This window comes from Erwinia psychrophila, from assembly GCF_039023475.1.
Lineage (GTDB): Bacteria > Pseudomonadota > Gammaproteobacteria > Enterobacterales > Enterobacteriaceae > Erwinia.
Genome location: NZ_JBCHVB010000009.1, coordinates 102001 through 121340, shown reverse-complemented (window position 1 = coordinate 121340; position 19340 = coordinate 102001). Strand labels below are relative to the sequence as shown.

The 19340-nt window shown below is 56.8% G+C and carries 14 protein-coding genes; 6 read left to right on the top strand and 8 right to left on the bottom strand.

The annotated features are described in order from the left end of the window. Window positions 1-135: 135 nt before the first annotated feature. On the top strand, window positions 136-867 hold the full coding sequence (locus AAH446_RS18370) for a glutathione peroxidase (RefSeq protein WP_342908114.1): 732 nt from the start codon (window positions 136-138) through the stop codon (window positions 865-867). A 106-nt stretch (window positions 868-973) separates the two neighbouring features. On the opposite strand, the gene argH is transcribed toward AAH446_RS18370, so the two are convergent. The 4 genes from argH to argC all read right to left on the bottom strand — a co-directional run bounded on the left by argH (window position 974) and on the right by argC (window position 5443). After that, window positions 974-2347, bottom strand: coding sequence for an argininosuccinate lyase (argH, locus tag AAH446_RS18365; RefSeq protein WP_342908113.1), 1374 nt, complete (start codon window positions 2345-2347; stop codon window positions 974-976). 62 nt (window positions 2348-2409) lie between these two features. Next, window positions 2410-3624 (bottom strand): argininosuccinate synthase, encoded by a 1215-nt coding sequence (locus AAH446_RS18360; protein WP_342908112.1) that lies wholly within the window; start codon window positions 3622-3624, stop codon window positions 2410-2412. A gap of 22 nt (window positions 3625-3646) precedes the next feature. Next, a complete protein-coding gene (gene argB, locus AAH446_RS18355; protein ID WP_342908111.1) occupies window positions 3647-4423 on the bottom strand; it encodes an acetylglutamate kinase in 777 nt (258 codons plus the stop codon). A 15-nt stretch (window positions 4424-4438) separates the two neighbouring features. Then, window positions 4439-5443, bottom strand: coding sequence for an N-acetyl-gamma-glutamyl-phosphate reductase (gene argC / locus AAH446_RS18350; RefSeq protein ID WP_342908110.1), 1005 nt, complete (start codon window positions 5441-5443; stop codon window positions 4439-4441). A 182-nt stretch (window positions 5444-5625) separates the two neighbouring features. On the opposite strand from argC, the gene argE reads away from it, so the two are divergent. Next, the gene (argE, locus tag AAH446_RS18345; RefSeq protein WP_342908109.1) at window positions 5626-6795 is read left to right on the top strand and encodes an acetylornithine deacetylase; all 1170 of its coding nucleotides are present in this window, start codon (window positions 5626-5628) and stop codon (window positions 6793-6795) included. Window positions 6796-7049: 254 nt separating this feature from the next. Beyond that, window positions 7050-9701, top strand: a complete 2652-nt coding sequence (ppc, locus tag AAH446_RS18340; protein WP_342908108.1) for a phosphoenolpyruvate carboxylase — start codon at window positions 7050-7052, stop codon at window positions 9699-9701. A 141-nt stretch (window positions 9702-9842) separates the two neighbouring features. Here ppc and metF read toward each other — a convergent pair whose 3' ends face one another. The 3 genes from metF to metB form a co-directional block, all read right to left on the bottom strand. Further along, entirely contained in the window at window positions 9843-10745 is a 903-nt protein-coding gene (gene metF, locus AAH446_RS18335; RefSeq protein WP_342908107.1) for a methylenetetrahydrofolate reductase, read from the bottom strand. 484 nt (window positions 10746-11229) lie between these two features. After that, window positions 11230-13659: a bifunctional aspartate kinase/homoserine dehydrogenase II gene (locus AAH446_RS18330; protein ID WP_342908106.1), complete on the bottom strand. Its 2430-nt coding sequence runs from the start codon at window positions 13657-13659 to the stop codon at window positions 11230-11232. Window positions 13660-13661: 2 nt separating this feature from the next. Next, entirely contained in the window at window positions 13662-14822 is a 1161-nt protein-coding gene (metB, locus tag AAH446_RS18325; protein WP_342908105.1) for a cystathionine gamma-synthase, read from the bottom strand. A 244-nt stretch (window positions 14823-15066) separates the two neighbouring features. On the opposite strand from metB, the gene metJ reads away from it, so the two are divergent. Next, window positions 15067-15384, top strand: coding sequence for a met regulon transcriptional regulator MetJ (gene metJ / locus AAH446_RS18320; protein WP_125290568.1), 318 nt, complete (start codon window positions 15067-15069; stop codon window positions 15382-15384). A gap of 75 nt (window positions 15385-15459) precedes the next feature. Here the strand turns inward: metJ and rpmE are convergent, their stop codons facing one another. Next, window positions 15460-15672, bottom strand: a complete 213-nt coding sequence (gene rpmE, locus AAH446_RS18315) for a 50S ribosomal protein L31 (RefSeq protein WP_024966154.1) — start codon at window positions 15670-15672, stop codon at window positions 15460-15462. Between the two features lie 214 nt (window positions 15673-15886). Here rpmE and priA point away from each other — a divergent pair, with 214 nt between their 5' ends. Beyond that, window positions 15887-18085 carry a primosomal protein N' gene (gene priA / locus AAH446_RS18310; protein WP_342908104.1) on the top strand — a complete coding sequence of 733 codons (2199 nt, stop codon included), beginning with the start codon at window positions 15887-15889 and terminating at the stop codon, window positions 18083-18085. Window positions 18086-18267: 182 nt separating this feature from the next. Next, window positions 18268-19305, top strand: coding sequence for a DNA-binding transcriptional regulator CytR (gene cytR / locus AAH446_RS18305; protein WP_342908103.1), 1038 nt, complete (start codon window positions 18268-18270; stop codon window positions 19303-19305). Window positions 19306-19340 lie beyond the last annotated feature (35 nt).

Sequence of the window (19340 nt, the reverse complement as noted above, 5' to 3'; positions counted from 1 at the left end):
TTATCCTCCGAGCCACGATAGTCCATGGCGATAGATAGGATAGCAATCAACGATTATCCCTATCAAGCGCCAAACGCAATAATGTCCGCCTTTCGGGAAACACATCACTTTTTATCCTCAAACGGGAGCGCTTTTATGTTTGCAAGTCAGGAAGGTAAGTCTGTTCCACAGGTCACTTTTCATACGCGTCAGGGCGACCGTTGGGTCGACATCACCTCTGATGAGCTGTTTAAGGATAAAACCGTTATCGTGTTTTCACTGCCGGGCGCGTTTACCCCAACATGCTCATCAAGCCACTTACCGCGCTATAACGAACTGTCCGACGTTTTTAAAAAGCATGGCGTGGATAATATTCTCTGCGTGTCGGTCAATGACACCTTCGTGATGAACGCCTGGAAAGCGGATCAGCACGCCGATAATATTACTTTTATCCCGGACGGCAACGGTGATTTCACCCGTGGCATGGAGATGCTGGTTGAGAAGGCTGATCTCGGATTCGGCCCGCGCTCATGGCGCTACTCAATGCTGGTGCGTAACGGCGTGGTGGAAAAAATGTTTGTTGAACCTAACAAGCCCGGCGACCCCTTTGAAGTCTCCGATGCGGACACCATGCTGCGCTATCTGGCACCGGAGTTTAAGGTGCAGGAGTCGGTTTCCCTGTTCACCAAGCCAGGTTGTTCATTCTGTGCCAAAGCCAAGCAGATGTTGCAGGATCGCGGTATTCAGTATGAAGAGATTGTATTAGGGCAGGATGCCACAACCGTCAGCCTGCGCGCCGTTACCGGCCGCGCTACCGTGCCTCAGGTCTTTATTGGCGGTCGTCATATTGGCGGCAGCGACGATCTGGCTCAGTTTTTCGTGGTTTAACCCAACATGCAGGCCGGGCAATACCACGCTTGCCCGCCCTCTTGTGTGCCAATGATAAATAATAAAGTCGTAACCTGTTTGGCGGCCTGATGGCCGCCTTTTTTGATCAGGCCAGACGTTTTTTGGCGTCGGTGATAGCCAGAGAGATCTGATGGGGAGAAACGCCGCCTTTGGCATTACGTTTATCCAGGCAGGATTGCAGCGACAGAACAGGATAGACATCTTCCCCGATCGCGCTGCTGAAACTTTGCAGCTCATCCAGCTTCATGACTTCCAGCGCCACGCCTTTACTGATGGCGGCCACGACCACTTCGCCAACGATGTGGTGCGCTTCACGGAACGGAATTCCTTTCGCCACAAGATAATCAGCCAGCTCGGTTGCGTTAGCATATCCCTGCTCGGCTGCTTCCTGGCAGCGGGGACGTTTTACCTGGATGCCGTCCAGCACCAGCGTCGCCATATGCAGGCAGTCAGCCCAGGTGTCCAGCGCGTCAAACAATCCTTCTTTATCTTCCTGCATATCTTTATTGTAGGCCAGCGGTAAGCCTTTCAGCGTCATGGTCATCGCAGTAAGCGCGCCCTGTACGCGGCCACACTTCCCGCGGATCAGCTCCAGCGCATCGGGATTTTTCTTCTGCGGCATCAGGGACGATCCTGAGGTGACCTTATCAGACAGTTCAACAAAGCCTGACTCACCGGTATTAAAGAAAATCAGATCTTCGGCGAAGCGCGAGAGGTGAACCATGCCGATAGAGGCATCGGACAGCAACTCCAGCACGTGATCGCGATCGGAAACGGTATCCAGACTGTTACGGGTCGCGGCGGCGAAGCCTAACCAGCCGGCCAGCTGCTCCCGGTCAATCTCATAGGCCGTACCGGCCAGCGCGCCGCAGCCCAGCGGGCTGACATCCAGACGCTTCAGCGTATCCTGCAGACGGCTCTCATCGCGGGCCAGCATCTCAACGTAGGCAAGGCACCAGTGCGCAAAGGTCACCGGCTGCGCACGCTGCAAATGCGTGTAACCCGGCATCACTGCATCCTGATTCGCTTCTGCGGTTGCGACAAGCGCCTGCTGTAGCTGGCGGGTTACCATCAGTAGCTCGTTCACCTGCGCCTTGCACCAGAGTTTAAGATCGGTGGCGACCTGATCGTTACGGCTGCGTCCGGTATGCAGCTTTTTGCCCAGCGCGCCGACCTTTTCAATCAGGCGACCTTCCACATAGCTGTGAATATCTTCCGCATCGCTTTCCAGAATCTGCTGCGGGTTAGCCCGCACCTCTTCCAGCAGCACATTCAGCGCGGTTTCGAGCTGCCGCTGCTCCTCTGTCGTCAGAACATTGACCGTCACCAGCGCTTTGGACCAGGCAACGGAGCCGACGATATCCTGCTCTGCCAGACGATAGTCGAAGCGCAGCGAGTCGTTAAACAGTTTGAACCGTTGATCTGCTGCCTGAGTAAACCGTCCACCCCAAAGTGCCATGTCAGTGCTCCGTTAAATTCGTTAGGTTTGGTTAAAAGGCGGCTTTACGCCGCCTGATATATTTACTTCTTCTCGTTCAGCGCGCGAATGCGTGAAGAGAGTGAGAACAGACGGATAAAGCCGCCTGCATGGCTGTGGTCATACACTTCATCTTCACCGAAGGTAGCAAACTCTTCGGAATAGAGGCTGTTTGCCGATTTCTTCTGGATGGCGGTGACCTGGCCTTTATAGAGTTGCAGAACAACTTCGCCATTCACCTCTTCCGCCAGCGACTGAGCGGCGGCCTGAATAGATTTCCGCAGCGGCGCGAACCAGCGGCCATCATAAACCACGTAGGACATTTCATGGCCCAGCTGCTCACGCCATTTGAAGCTGTCACGATCCAGAACCAGCTGCTCAACCGCCCGCAGCGCGTTCACCATGATCGTGCCGCCGGGCGTTTCGTAGCAGCCGCGGGATTTAATGCCCACCAGCCGGTTCTCAACGATATCGATACGGCCAACGCCGTGTTTTGCGCCCAGCACGTTCAGCTTTTCCAGACACTGGAACGGGGTCAGCGCTTCGCCGTTGACGGCCACGACGCACCCTTTCTCTACGGAAACGGTCACCTGCTCAGGCTTATCTGGCGCCTCCAGCGGATCGACGGTCCAGACCCAGCAATCCTTATTAGGTGCGTTCCACGGGCTTTCCAGCACGCCGCCTTCGGTAGAGATATGCCACGCATTCTCATCACGGCTGTAGATTTTTTCCAGCGACGCGGTGGTCGGAATATTGCGCTCTTTCAGGTAGTCGAGCAGGGCTTCACGGGAGCGCAGATCCCATTCACGCCACGGCGCAACGACCTTCAGCTGAGGGGCCAGCGCGGTATAGGTCGTTTCAAAACGTACCTGATCGTTGCCTTTGCCGGTCGCGCCGTGGCACAGCGCATCCGCGCCAACTTTCAGCGCCAGTTCCACCTGCGCTTTCGCGATAATCGGGCGGGCCATTGAGGTTCCCAGCAGATAGGTGCCTTCATACAGAGCGCCGGTTTGCAGTACCGGATACACATAGTCACGGATAAACTCTTCACGCAGGTCAACCACGTGGCACTCAGACGCACCGGACTGAATCGCCTTCTGCTCCACGCCTTCCAGATCGCCACGCTCCTGGCCAATGTCAGCTACAAAAGCCACCACTTCACAGCCACCGTAGTTCTCTTTCAGCCATGGAATAATGGCCGAGGTATCCAGACCACCAGAGTAAGCCAGTACGATTTTTTTGATGCTCTTATCTTGCATTGTCTTTTCCTTGAATACTGTATTAAGCGAGGATCCGGGTGCCTATCGACACGCCGTTAAAAAGGGTTGGCAGCTGGTCAGCATGGCGCCAGCTGGCGATATCTACCGGACGCCCTAAGGTGCGGGCCGCATCCAGCGCCGCGTTCACCTTCACGATCATGCCGTCGGTAATGATGCCCTGGGCGATAAGCTGTTCCGCCTTAGCGGCAGTCATTTCTTCAATGCGCTGCCCTTTACCGTCCAGAATGCCGCTGACGTCCGACAGCAGGATCAGGTCAGCGCCCAGAGTTGAAGCCAGCGCTGTTGCGGCCTGATCGGCGTTTACGTTCATCAGCTTTCCGTCATGGGTAATCCCGATGGAGCTGATCACCGGCAGAAAACCAGCTTCCAGCAGGCTGTTGATCAGTTTTGGATTGCCCGGCGTGGCCTGGCCAACGTGACCAAGCGCCTCATCGAACTGGGCGACATTGACGCTGCCACCGTCACCCAGGCAGAGGCCCACTGCGGCGATCTGGTGTTTGATCGCCCAGGCCAGCAGGGTTTTATTGGCGGTTCCCGCCAGCGCGCCGGTAATGATGTCGATCTGATCGGCCGGGGTCACGCGCAGGCCGTTTTTCTTTTGCACCGGCAGATTAAGTTTCTTCATCAGCTCGTCGACCAGGCAGCCGCCGCCGTGCACGATCAGCAGCGGGCGCTGATGCGTTTCGCGCCAGGTAACCAGCGCGGTAAAAAGTTTTTCCAGCGCTTCTTCGCTGTCCAGCAGCACGCCGCCAAGTTTAATAATCAATGGAGTGGTCATTGTTCGCTCGCTGAGTCAGATAAGGGACTGCGTTTCCGGAAAACCGAAACGAATATTCAGGCACTGTACGGCCTGCGATGAGGCGCCCTTCAGCAGATTATCTTCTGCCGACACCACAATGACATGCTCGCCCTGTACGGCGAAGCCAATGTCGCAGAACGGCAGGCCCACCACGCCTTTGATCGACGGCACGCCTTTTTCGTACAGGCGCACCAGCGGCTTATCGTGGTAGGCATTGTGGAAGGCTTCAGCCACATCGTCATGGGTGACGCCCGCTTTCAGGCGACAGGTCGTGGTAGCCAGAATACCGCGCGGGAAGCTGCCCAGATGCGGCGTAAAAATCACCGGAACGCCCAGATGCGCGGTAATTTCCGGATGATGGCGATGACCAAAGATGCCGTAGGGCTGAAGGCTGACTTCACAGAAGCTGGTCTTGACCGAGGCTTTACGTCCCGCACCGCTCACGCCGCTGGTCGCATTGATTACCGGCCACTGGGCCCCGTTCAGCAGATCCGCTTCCAGCAGGGGTTTCAGCGCCAGCTGCGCCGCCGTGGGGTAGCACCCCGGCACGGCAACAAGCTGCGCCTCTTTAATGCTCTCGTGCTGCCACTCGGCGAGGCCATATACGGCTTTATCGAGCCATTCCTGTTGTTGATGCGTGAAGCCGTAGAAGTCGGTATAGAAGCGGGCATCATTGACCCGGAACGCGCCGGAGAGATCGAAGACAACGCAGCCCGCCGCCAGGAACTGAGGAGCGAGATCGTGACTGACTTCATGGGCGGTCGCCAGAAAAACAACGTCCACTTCCGCGGCAAACTCCGCCACGCTGCTCAGCGGCTGTAGCGGCATATCCAGAATGCCCTTAAGCTGAGGATGAAGCTCAGAGAGTAATTTTCCTGCGTCAGGACTTTGCGCTGAAACCGCTAATGCGGTTATGTTCACCTCTGGGTGACGATTCAGGTAAGTCGCAAGTTCCACGCCAGCATAGCCACTGGCCCCAACAATCAGCGTATTCAACATCAGACTGACCACCCTTATTCGGTCACAAAATTCCGGGTTGCAGCGGATTAGCGCTGTGCTCCCACGCTTCAGGCGTTGGACTTTGGCTCAATTACCGGTTTCCATCCCTACGCCATTAATGTATTTTTATTCACTAATAATGCATGAATATTGATACTATCCTAACGCAAGGACTGTCAACAGTGAAGATAAAATTACCGCCTTTTATCGAGATTTACCGTGAGTTGATCGCCACCCCGTCGATCAGTGCGACCGACGCCGCGCTCGATCAGAGTAATGAAACTTTAATCAATTTGCTGGCGGGCTGGTTCCGCGATTTAGGCTTCAGCGTTGAGGTACAACCGGTGCCGGGAACGCGGCATAAATTCAATATGCTGGCCAAAACGGGCAGCGGCGCGGGCGGCCTGCTGCTGGCCGGTCATACCGACACCGTCCCTTTCGATGATGGTCGCTGGAGCCGCGATCCCTTCACCCTGACCGAGCATGACAACAAGCTCTATGGTCTTGGTACCGCCGATATGAAAGGCTTCTTCGCCTTTATTCTCGATACGCTGTGCGACGTCGATGTCGCGACGCTTAAGAAGCCGCTCTATATTCTGGCAACGGCTGATGAAGAAACGACGATGGCGGGCGCAAAATTTTTCGCTGAAACCACCACCATTCGCCCTGATTGCGCAATTATTGGCGAGCCTACATCACTGAAGCCGGTACGGGCGCATAAGGGCCATCTTTCTCACGCTATCCGCATTCAGGGTCAGTCCGGCCACTCCAGCGATCCCGCGCGAGGCGTGAATGCCATTGAGCTGATGCACGAATCGATCACTGAACTGATGGCGCTGCGTAATACGCTGAAGACACGCTATCGCCATGATGGCTTTGCTATTCCTTATCCAACCATGAACTTCGGGCATATTATCGGTGGCGATGCGCCCAACCGTATCTGCGCCTGTTGTGAGCTGCACATGGATATCCGCCCTCTGCCAGGCCTGACGCTGAGCGAACTGGAGGGGCTGCTGAACGAAGCGCTGGCACCGGTCAGCGAGCGCTGGCCGGGCCGGCTGACGGTGGGAGAACTGCATCCGCCGATCCCGGGTTATGAATGTCCCCGTGAGCATCAGCTGGTACAAGTGGTAGAAAAACTGCTGGGAACGGAAACAGAAGTAGTGAATTACTGTACCGAAGCGCCGTTTATTCAGGAACTTTGCCCGACGCTGGTTCTGGGTCCGGGCTCAATCAACCAGGCGCACCAGCCGGATGAATACATTGATACGGCGTTTATCCAGCCCACGCGCGATTTGATCGCTCAGGTTGTACACCATTTCTGCTATGAGGAAACCGCGCCTGGAAGCTGATGGCTGATTCAGCGCCGCCGGGGGATTTAACTGTAAAAACAGATTATTCCCCCGGCTTTATTCCGAGTTTCCTGATAAGAATAACTTATCACGCTTCGCTGTAATTAAATTTCATAATTTCCCGACATTTAACGACATTACGCCGGGAATTGAAGTCATTTGACGAATGGTAACGAACGTGGCTAGATAAAAGACAAGGTTATGCCGGCGACGGTGAAATAAAGCGACAAAACAAGAAGGGTTTCAGGGGTCATATGAACGAACAATATTCCGCAATGCGAAGTAATGTCAGTATGCTCGGCAAACTGCTCGGGGATACAATCAAGGATGCGCTTGGAGAGAACATCCTGGATCGGGTAGAAACCATCCGTAAGCTCTCAAAGTCGTCACGTGCGGGAAATGACGCCCACCGTAAAGAATTGCTCTCAACGCTGCAAAATCTCTCTAATGATGAGCTGTTGCCCGTAGCCCGCGCCTTTAGCCAGTTTTTGAATCTGACTAACGTTGCCGAGCAGTACCACACGATTTCACCAAAAGGGGACGTAGCCAAGCACCCGGAAATTCTGACCAACGTGTTTGACCGCCTGAAACAGCAGCCCGATTTGAGCGAAGCCGCCATTCGCAGTGCTGTTGAATCTTTGTCGCTGGAGCTGGTGCTGACCGCTCACCCAACTGAAATAACCCGCCGTACCCTGATCCACAAACTGGTAGAAGTGAACAGCTGCCTGAAGCAGCTCGATCATAACGATCTGTCAGATTATGACCGCGCGCAGATTATGCGCCGCCTGCGCCAGCTGGTTGCGCAAGCCTGGCATACCGACGAAATCCGCAAATATCGTCCTTCTCCCGTCGACGAAGCCAAATGGGGCTTCGCGGTGGTTGAAAACAGCCTGTGGGAAGGCGTGCCCAGCTTCCTGCGTGAGCTGAACCAGCAGGTTGAAGCCTCTTTCGGCGTCAAACTTCCGGTCGATTTTGTGCCCGTCCAGTTTACCTCCTGGATGGGTGGCGACCGGGACGGCAACCCGAACGTCACCGCAGACGTTACCCGCCACGTCCTGCAGCTGAGCCGCTGGAAGGCGACCGATCTCTTTCTGCGTGACATTGCCGTGCTGGTGTCCGAGCTGTCGATGTCTGAATGTACCCCGGAAGTTCGCGAACTGTGCGGCAACCCTGAAGCGCTGGAGCCCTACCGTGAGATTATGAAAAATCTGCGCGGTCAGCTGTTAAGCACTCAGGCTTACCTGGAGCGCAAACTGAAAGGCGAGCGTCTGCCGCGCCCGGCTAACCTGCTTATCTCCAACGATCAGTTGTGGGATCCACTTTATGCCTGCTATCAGTCTCTGCAGGCGTGCGGTATGGGGATTATTGCCAACGGACAGCTTCTGGATACGCTGCGCCGCGTGAAATGCTTTGGCGTGCCGCTGGTGCGTATTGATATCCGTCAGGAGAGTACCCGCCACACCGAAGCGATTGCTGAAATCACCCGTTATCTCGGCCTGGGGGATTATGAAAGCTGGTCGGAGGCGGACAAGCAGGCCTTCCTGATCCGCGAACTTAACTCCAAGCGACCGCTGCTGCCACGTCAGTGGGAACCGAGCGCGGATACGCTGGAAGTGCTGGAAACTTGTCGCGTGGCGGCGGAAGCGCCAAAAGGCTCTATTGCGGCTTACGTCATCTCGATGGCCAAAACGCCGTCTGATGTGCTGGCCGTACACCTGCTGTTAAAAGAAGCGGGCATCACCTTTGCGATGCCGGTTGCGCCGCTGTTTGAAACGCTCGACGACCTGAACAATGCCAATGATGTGATGAGCCAGCTGCTGAATATCGACTGGTATCGCGGCTTTATTCAGGGCAAGCAGATGGTGATGATCGGCTATTCCGACTCGGCAAAAGATGCGGGCGTGATGGCGGCAAGCTGGGCGCAGTACCAGGCCCAGGACGCGCTGATCAAAACCTGCGACAAAGCCGGCATAGCGCTGACGCTGTTTCACGGTCGCGGCGGCACCATTGGACGCGGCGGTGCGCCTGCCCAGGCGGCACTGCTTTCCCAGCCGCCAGGCAGCCTGAAAGGCGGCCTGCGCGTGACCGAACAGGGAGAGATGATCCGCTTTAAGTACGGTCTGCCGGAAGTCACCATCAGCAGCCTCTCGCTGTATACCGGTGCCATTCTGGAAGCCAACCTGCTGCCGCCACCGGAACCTGAGCCGAAATGGCGCGACATCATGGATCAGCTCTCGGCAGATTCCTGCAAGATGTATCGCGGCTACGTGCGTGAGAATGCCGACTTCGTTCCCTACTTCCGTTCAGCCACGCCGGAACAGGAACTGGGCAAACTCCCTCTGGGATCGCGTCCGGCCAAACGCCGGCCGACCGGCGGTGTGGAATCGCTGCGCGCCATTCCCTGGATCTTCGCCTGGACGCAGAACCGTCTGATGTTGCCCGCATGGCTGGGCGCGGGCGCCGCGCTGCAAAGCGCGATGGAAGCCGGTCATCAGGATCAGCTGGAAGCGATGTGCCGCGACTGGCCCTTCTTCTCAACCCGCCTGGGCATGCTGGAAATGGTCTTCTCAAAAGCGGACCTGTGGCTGGCGGAGTACTACGATCAGCGCCTGGTTGATCAATCGCTGTGGCCACTGGGCCGGCAGCTGCGCGAGCAGCTGGATAGCGACATCAAAGCGGTACTGACCATCGCCAATGATGCCCACCTGATGGCTGACCAGCCGTGGATTGCCGAGTCCATTGCGCTGCGTAACGTCTACACCGATCCGCTGAACGTTCTTCAGGCAGAGCTGCTGCACCGTTCACGCCAGCAGGAAGCGCAGGGCGATGAGCCAGATGCCCGCGTAGAGCAGGCGCTGATGGTGACCATTGCCGGCGTGGCAGCGGGAATGCGTAATACAGGCTGATCGTCAGGGCGTTTTTGCCTGAATGGCAGAAACGCCCGCCTGTCAGCAGCCGGTTACCAGACTGTGTGCATCAAAACGGGCGATCTGCGGACAGCAAAAAGCCATCCTGTTTTCACAGGATGGCTTTTTTTCGGCATTGCGTCAGGCGGCAGCGACGCCTGCGGGGCGCACGCCCAGCGTATGGCAGATGGCGTAGCTCATTTCGGCACGGTTAAGCGTATAGAAATGGAAGTCCTTCACCCCTTCGCGGCTGAGGATTTTCACCATATCCATCGCCACGTTGGCTCCAACCATTTTACGGGTTTCCGGATCGTCATCCAGCCCTGCAAACATGCTGGTCATCCAGCCCGGTACGCGAACGTTGGTCAGCGTGGCGAAGCGCTGAAGCTGCTTAAAGTTAGAGACCGGCAGGATGCCCGGTACGATCTCCACGTCAATGCCGGTCGCCACACAGCGATCGCGAAAGCGCAGGTAGCTTTCCACATCAAAGAAGAACTGGGTGATGGCGCGGTTTGCTCCCGCATCGATTTTACGCTTCAGGTTGATCAAATCAGCCTGCGCGCTTTTGGCTTCCGGATGCACTTCAGGATAAGCCGCCACGGAGATATCGAAATCGCCCACTTCTTTGAGCAGACCGACCAGATCGGCACCGTACATTTCGGGTTTGCCGCCGCCGGGCGGTAAATCGCCGCGCAGGGCGACAATATGACGGATACCGTTATTCCAGTAATCCTGAGCGATAGCGCGCAGCTCGTCCCGTGTGGCGTCAACGCAGGTCAGGTGCGGTGCCGCCTCAAGACCGGTACGATCCTTGATACCTTTGATGATGCTGTGCGTACGATCACGCTCACCGGAGTTTGCCCCGTAGGTGACCGAGACGAATTTGGGTTTCAGGCTGCTTAAGCGATCGATAGAGCTCCACAGGGTCTGTTCCATTTCACTGGTGCGCGGGGGAAAAAACTCAAAGGAAACGTTAATTTGCCCGCTAATTTCAGCCAGACTCTGGTTCAGCGCTTCGCGCTGATTGGCGTGGAAAAAACTCATACCTGCTTACCTCATCGCTTGCGGCTTATCGAAAGAAGAACTTACTAAACATCCATACGTTTAGACGTCCAGACATTCAAAATGACCTGAATCGCTGGTTTTGTCAACAGCGGCGATTGTTCCTGCGCGTGATTTTTTTTCAGGGTGCGATGAATATTTTTCTTCTGCTTAAGAAGCAAGGAAGGTGCGATGGGCAGCGCGTTTAACAATACTCACGCTCTTTCCCTGAGAAACCAGAGGGTAAGGTGACGAAGCGCATTCCTGAGCTACAGGTAAGCGAGATAAATGGCAGGCTGTGATGTAGCGAGTTAAACGTTGTGTGCTGGTGAGGACATTTCCGAAAAAAGTCCGGTGACAGTAAAAAACGGAAACCCAGGCAGAAAATAAAGCGTTTCATCGTAAGACTTGAAACGACGTTATAAACGGCTTGGGGGCCTGCGGACTTTGCGCATACTCAGCGGAGGCTTTCGCCTCCGCCCTTCTGCTAAAGCAGCTGCGCCAGCCGGTTGAGATCGGACTGAATGGCGCCAGCGGTCACATCCCGCCCCGCCCCCGGCCCGCGGATCACCAGCGGGTTATCGCGGTACCAGCGGCTTTCAATAGCAAACACGTTATCGCAGGGCAGCAATGCGGCAAGCGGATGATCGTCTCTGACCGCCTCAACGCCCACGCGGGCTTTGCCGTTGGCATCAAAGCGCGCCACATAACGCAGCACCAGCCCCATCTCGCAGGCCGCCTCATAGCGCTGCTGCATCTGCTCATTCAGCACTTCACCGTTTTCAAAGAAGTGATCGACGGATTCATTCTCACAGCTTTTCGGCACCAGCGATTCGACGCGAACCTGATCGGGTTCTATATCGTAGCCAGCTTCACGGGCCAGGATCACCAGCTTACGCATCACATCCTGACCGGCCAGATCCACGCGCGGATCCGGCTCCGTCAGCCCCTGCTGCCAGGCCTGATCGACCAGTTCGGTAAAGGGCACCGTGCCGTCATACTGCAGGAAAAGCCAGGAGAGCGTGCCGGAAAAGATACCGCTGATAGAGAGAATGCTGTCGCCGCTCTCGCGCAGGTCACGCACCGTGTAGTTGACCGGCAGGCCAGCGCCCACGGTCGCGTTATAAAGCCAGTGGCGGCCCGTTTTGGCAAAAGCGTCGCGGATCTGCCGGTAGCGGTCACTGCTTGAGGCGCCCGCCACCTTGTTGGCGCTGACCACGTGGAAACCGTGGCTGGCGAAATCAAGATACTGATTAGCAAGAGGTTCACTGGCGGTCACATCGAGCACCACCAGATCGTCAAACGGATGGGCGCGCATCCACAGGAAGAGCGACTCCTCATCCTGTTCCACCGCTTCATCTTCAAAGAAGGCCAGCGCACGGCTCGCGTCTAAGCCGTCATAGTTCAGCAAGCTGCGGCGGCTGTCCACCACGCCGGCGAGGATGAACTCAAAGCCGGTTCGCGCCGACAGCGTCTCCTGCTCACGTCCAAACAGCTCAAGCCAGCGGGAACCGATATTCCCTTTGCCAAACAGTACCAGCCCTACCTGCTTCTCGGCACGGAACAGAGACTGGTGCAGCCCCCGTACCAGATGCTCGGTTGGGCCAACGCGCAGCACCGCTACCAGGCTGATCCCGTCTTCAGACTGCCAGATAAACTCAACAGGCTGATCTTTCAACTGCTGCCAGAAGCGGTGGCTGTGCAAAGGGTTCCGACAGACGCCCGCCCCCACCATCGCCACCATCGCCATCCCTTCACGCAGCTTAAGCTGACCGGGAAGCGCGGCATCCTGAAGCAGCGCCAGCGCACTGTTAACCACCTCAGTGGTATAGCAGAGCTGGAGAAGATTACGATCGGGATGAACGCCGGTCGCCAGCGGACGGAGTTGCGCACGCTTGAGCAGATGGTCGATCTCTTTATTCTGCGTGGCAAAGTCATGCTGCGGCGAAACCTGAAACTCAATCAGGCAGACGTCATCATGACTGGTCACGATACGTGCGCCAGTACCGGATGCCAGCACGCGCTCAATGCGGGTTGAACCCTGTTCAGGCTGATAGCTACAGCGCAGCTGCAGATCGATGTCGCTACCGGAAACAGGCTGAAGCGTTCGCGTATGCAGAACCGGTGCCGCCAGACGCGCCAGCTCGCTGGCTTCATCCAGCCGCAGCAGCGGCAGCAGACAGGCATCTTTCACTTTTCGGGGATCGGCGCTGTACACGCCGGCGACGTCGCTCCAGATTGTCACGCGTGACGCACCGGCCAGCGCACCGATCTGCGTAGCCGAATAGTCACTGCCGTTACGGCCCAGCAGGACGGTTTCGCCCGCGTCATTGCGGGAAATAAAGCCGGTGATCACCAGACGTTCGCCGGGATGCTGTGCGATCAACTGCTGCAGCAGAGGCCAGGATTTGCCTTCATCTACCTGAGGCTGCGCGGCACGTTCGGCGCGCAGAAAATCCCGCGCATCCAGCCAGCAGGCTTTCATATCCCGGAGGTTCAGCACGGCTGCCATCAGTCGGGCAGACCAGATCTCACCATGTCCCACCACTTCGGCGTAGGTCGTTTCGGTTATCTTGCTGTCGAGCAGCGTCGCGAGCCTTTCGAGATCGTGGATAAATTCGGTAATCAGCGTATCAGCCTGCGCGGCAGGCAGCAGGCTGCTAATCAGCTCACTCTGGTAACGACGCAGCGTCTGCTGCACCTGATGAGCCGACAGGCGGTCGCTCTGGCTCAGCTTAAGCCAGTTAATCAGCTGGTTGGTGGTGCTTCCGGCGGCGGAAACCACCATCACATCTCCCGGTAAGCCGTACTCCGCCATAATTCCGGCGACGCGCTGATAACACTTAGCATCGGCAAGGCTGCTGCCGCCGAATTTATGCAGCTGGCGTGTGCCCGCTGCCACTGCTGACTGACTCATGCTTACCTCTCGGCCGCTATCCGGAATGCATTATCCAGATCGGCGATTAAATCTTCGTGATCTTCAATTCCCGTTGAAACGCGAAGCAGCGTTTCAGAAATTCCTGCCGCCGCGCGCGCCTCAGCCGACATTCCTGCGTGGGTCATGGTTGCCGTATGGGAAATCAGGCTTTCAACGCCGCCCAGCGACTCCGCCAGGGTAAACAGCTCAAGGGCTTTCAGGAAGCGCCGCAGCGTCTGCTCGTCGCCGTCCAGTTCAAAACTGAGCATGGCCCCAAAGCCCTTCTGCTGACGAACCGCGAACTGATGACCTGCGTTTTCCGGCAGGGAAGGATGATACAACTTTTTGACCAGCGGTTGTTGTTTCAGATACGCCACAATGGCCAGCGCGTTGCGCTGTGCGGCCGCCATACGCGGGGCCAGCGTACGCAGGCCACGTAGCAGTAAATAGCTGTCAAAAGCGGCCCCCGTTACGCCAATATTATTGGCCCACCAGGCCAGTTCCGTTACCCGGGCCGGATCTTTTGCAATGACCGCCCCTGCCACCACGTCTGAGTGCCCGTTCAGGTACTTGGTGCAGGAGTGAAGCACCAGATCGGCGCCCAGCTCCAGAGGATTTTGCAGCGCAGGGCTGAGGAAGGTGTTATCCACCACGCTGACAGCGCCGGCCTCCGTCGCCGCCCGACAGATGGCGGCAATATCCACCACCCGCAGCAGAGGGTTGCTTGGACTTTCAATCAGCACCAGCTTTGGCTTCTCTGCCAGCGCCGCCTGAAGCGCCGCCTCATCGCCCTGATCGACAAACTTGACACGATAGGCTCCGCGCTTGCTGAGGCTGTCAAACAGCCGGTAGCTGCCGCCATAGCAGTCATGGGGCGCGACCAGCAGATCTCCCGGCTTCAGGTAAACAGTACAGACCAGATGGATCGCAGACATCCCGGTATTGGTCATCACCGCACCGGCACCGCCCTCCAGCTCGGCCAGCGCACGCTGCACGACGTCACGGGTTGGGTTCCCCCTACGGGAATAGTCGTGCGCTCTGGGCTCGTTAAAGTCAGTAAAATTATAGGTGCTGGAGAGATGAATCGGCGGGACAACGCAGCCATATTGCTCGTCATCATTCAAACCGCTGCGTACTGCGATGGTTGCCTGTTTACGCGTCATGGTGCCAGTGTTCCAGAATCAGATTAAGGAAGAGTGCTTAGCATAACAGGGCAGGAATAGACGTCAACACATCTGGACATCTAAATGTCTTTGCGTATAGATTGAGCAATCCGGCAATAACCGTTAAGATTATGACGCTATAGCTAACAGAAAGTTGCGCCAATGCGGTGTGGTGGGCAGTAACTTCGGGCATAATTAGCAGAATTTCGGCATTTCAATAATTTGATAATGATTAAGGTAACCCATGGCTGAATGGAACGGCGAATATATCAGCCCTTACGCCGAGCACGGTAAAAAGAGCGAGCAGGTAAAAAAGATAACGGTCTCTATCCCGTTAAAAGTGCTGAAAATTTTAACCGATGAGCGTACCCGTCGTCAGGTGAATAATTTGCGGCACGCGACCAACAGTGAACTGCTGTGTGAAGCGTTTTTGCACGCCTTTACCGGCCAGCCTTTACCGGATGATGTCGATCTGCGTAAAGAGCGCAGTGATGAAATCCCGGAAGCGGCGAAAGCCATCATGCGGGAAATGGGTGTCGATCCCGATACCTGGGAATACTGATTTTCAGGTATAAAAAAACCCAGCCGAAGCTGGGTTTTTTCGCTGCATCCGAAACTTGCGTCTCGTTCAGGTTGCTTATTTGCTGCCTGGGATGCTGAAACGCTTGTTGAAGCGGTCAACACGACCACCGCTGGCAACATCACGCTGCTTGCCGGTGTAGAACGGGTGGCATTTGCCGCACACGTCCAGGTTCAGGTCGTGACCCACGGTTGAGCGGGTTTTGATCTCGTTACCGCAAGAACATTTAGCAGTAACTTCAGCGTAATTTGGGTGAATACCTTTTTTCATGGGAAACCTCAGTTAAGGCCGTGTCGCTCTCCCGTGCCAGGGTTGACCCTGCACCGGCACCACACGAGGATTAATATTTCAGGTGTAATGATACCAAAATGCCGTATCACGGCGGCGAACTATACAGAAAGTAACCGCTCGCTGCAATCGAATCCGCACATTCAGGAACACACAGTGTACACTATCCCGCTCACAATTTCATCTGGATGAATTCATGCCCGTTGTTCAGGTCGCCCTGCCGGTCCCGCTAGCCCGAAACTTTGACTATCTGTTGCCGCCTCACCTGCCTGCGGCAGCAGTGGGCGCACGCGTCAGCGTCCCGTTCGGCAAGCGCAAAGCGGTAGGCGTGGTGGTCGGCCTGAGTGAAACCAGCGATTTTCCCCTCGATCAGCTTAAGGCAGTACATGAGGTTCTGGACGAGGCGTCACTCTATCCGCCCTCGCTCTGGCGCATTCTGCTCTGGGCCGCGGACTACTACCATTATCCGCTGGGTGAGGTGCTTTTCCATGCCATGCCGGTGCTGCTGCGTCAGGGAAAGCCCGCCGCTGAAGCGCCGCTTTATCAGTGGACGATCAGCGAGACGGGACGGGCCACACCTCAGGAAAGCCTGAAGCGCGCGCCGAAACAGCAGCAGGCGCTTGCTGCATTACGCCAGCGCAGCCTTTATCGACACGAAATCAGCCAGCATGACATTACCGACGCCACGCTACAGGCGCTTAAGGCGAAAGGACTGTGCGAACTCCGCTCGCAGCCGCGTGCCCATCAGGACTGGCGTACTAACTACCGCGTAATCGGCGAAAGGCTGCGTCTGAACACCGAGCAGGCGACGGCCGTCGGCGCCATGCGCAGCGAGGACGATCATTTTGCCGCCTGGCTGCTCGCGGGCATTACCGGTTCCGGAAAAACAGAGGTCTACCTCAGCGTGCTGGAAAACGTGCTGGCGGCCGGCGGGCAGGCGCTGGTGCTGGTGCCTGAAATTGGCCTGACGCCCCAGACCATCGCCCGCTTTCGCGAGCGGTTCAACGCGCCGGTAGATGTGCTGCACTCCGCCCTTAACGACAGCGAGCGGCTGGCGGTCTGGCTGCGGGCCCGCAGCGGTGAAACGGCGATTATCATTGGCACCCGCTCTGCGCTGTTCACCCCTTTTGCCCGCCTTGGCGTCATCATTATTGATGAAGAACACGACAGCTCTTACAAGCAGCAGGAAGGATGGCGCTATCAGGCGCGCGACCTGGCCGTCTTCCGCGCCCGCCAGGAGGATATCCCCATCGTTATGGGCTCCGCCACGCCCGCCCTGGAAACGCTGCACAATGTGCGAATGGGAAAATACCGCCAGCTCAATCTGAGTAAACGGGCCGGGAATGCACGTCAGGCGACCCAACAGCTGATCGATCTGAAAGGCGTGAAGCTGCAGGGTGGACTCTCGCCGATGCTGATCGCAAAAATCAGCCAGCACCTGAAAGCGGACAACCAGGTTCTGCTGTTTCTGAACCGGCGCGGCTTCTCGCCGGCCCTGCTGTGCCATGAGTGCGGCTGGCTGGCCGAATGTCAGCGCTGCGATCGCTACTACACATTGCATCAGCATCAGCGGCAGCTTCGCTGCCACCACTGCGACAGCCAGCGCCCGATTCCGCATCAATGCCCGCAGTGTGGCTCAACTCAGCTGGTGCCGGTCGGCCTGGGCACCGAACAGCTGGAGCAGAACCTGACCGGCCTGTTTCCGGAGGTTCCCCTTTCCCGTATCGATCGGGATACTACCAGCCGCAAAGGGGCGCTTGAGCAGCACCTTGCCGATGTACATCGTGGCGGGGCGCGCATTCTGGTCGGTACGCAGATGCTGGCCAAAGGCCACCACTTCCCCGATGTGACCCTGGTTTCATTGCTCGACGTGGACGGTGCGCTGTTCTCAGCAGACTTCCGCTCCGCCGAGCGCTTCGCCCAGCTTTACACGCAGGTGGCAGGTCGCGCCGGACGGGCCGGTAAGCAGGGTGAAGTGATGCTGCAAACTCACCATCCCGATCATCCGCTGCTGCAGACGCTGATGCATCAGGGCTATGACGCTTTTGCGCAGCAGGCGCTGAGCGAGCGGGAAGCCGTCTTTTTGCCGCCGTTTACCAGCCATATTCTCTTTCGTTCGGAAGATCACGACAACCAGCAGTCAGCGCTGTTTCTTCAGCAGCTCCGCAATTTGCTGGAAGCCAGTCCGCTAAAGGATGAAGCGCTCTGGGTGATGGGGCCGGTGCCGGCGCTGCAGCCAAAGCGTGGCGGCCGGTATCGCTGGCAGCTGCTGGTCCAGCATCCTTCACGGGGTTTACTCCAGCGACTGATTAAAAACACGCTGCCGCTCATCGGCACGCTGCCGCAGTCCCGCAAGGTAAAATGGACGCTGGACGTGGATCCAACGGAGGGATAATCCCTCAAATGTTGGGAGCCGCATCGAAAAACGTCTTACAGGTCACATTTTTTATGCAAATTAAGTAACGAGCCGCCCTGACATCTGATTAAAATGTGATGGTTGTCAGCAAATTGATGGTCCCCCACCTTATTAACCCGAATTATCCCCGAAGAGAAGCCGTTCGGGCGAGGAGAGCAGCGTTGGAGCAGAATCAGGAGACAGCAGGCGCGACCATGAAGGACGTGGCTGAAAAGGCAGGTGTATCAACAGCGACCGTTTCCCGCGCGCTGATGAACCCGGAAAAGGTCTCTGCTGCCACGCGTCAAAAAGTAGAACTGGCGGTCACTGCCGTTGGCTACTCTCCTCACGCTCTGTCAAGGGCCAGTAAGCGCAGCGAGTCACGCACCATCCTGGTCATCGTACCGGACATCTGCGATCCTTTTTTCAGTGAGATGATTCGGGGTATTGAGGTCGTGGCGGCGGAGCAGGACTATCTGGTTCTTATTGGTGACTGTGCGCACCAGAACAGGCAGGAAAAATCTTTTCTTAACCTAATGCTTACCCGCCAGATTGACGGGATGGTGCTGCTGGGCTCACAGGTCCCTTTTGATACCAGCCTTGAAGAGCAGCGGAATCTGCCGCCGATGGTGATGGCCAATGAGTTTGCCCCTGAGCTGGAGCTGCCGACCGTTCACATCGACAACCTGACGGCGGCGTTTGAGGCCGTCAATCATCTGCTTAAGCTGGGACACAGCCGTATCGCCTGCATCGCCGGCCCCCATGAAATGCCGCTCTGTCAGTACCGCTTACAGGGGTATATTCAGGCGCTCAGACGCAACGGTTTACCGGTTGATCCCCACTATATTGTCCGCGGCGACTTTACCTTTGATGCCGGAAGCCGCGCCATGAAACAGCTGATGACGCTGCCCCAGCGGCCCGATGCGCTGTTCTGCCATAGCGATATTATGGCGCTTGGCGCCATGTCGCAGGCAAAAATAATGGGCCTGCGCATTCCTCAGGATCTTTCGCTGATTGGCTTTGATGATATCGAACTCTCCCGCTACAGCGATCCTCAGCTCACCACCGTTGCCCAGCCGCGTTTCAATATCGGACGTGAAGCAATGAGTCTGCTGCTGGAGCAGCTTCAGGGGAAAAAGGTGAACAGCGGTTCACGCCTGCTGGATTTTGAACTGAAAATCCGGGGCAGCACCGCCCCATACCTGCGGGAGAAGCGTTAGCCGCGTCAATCCGCTGCGCAGTTGACCGCAAAAAC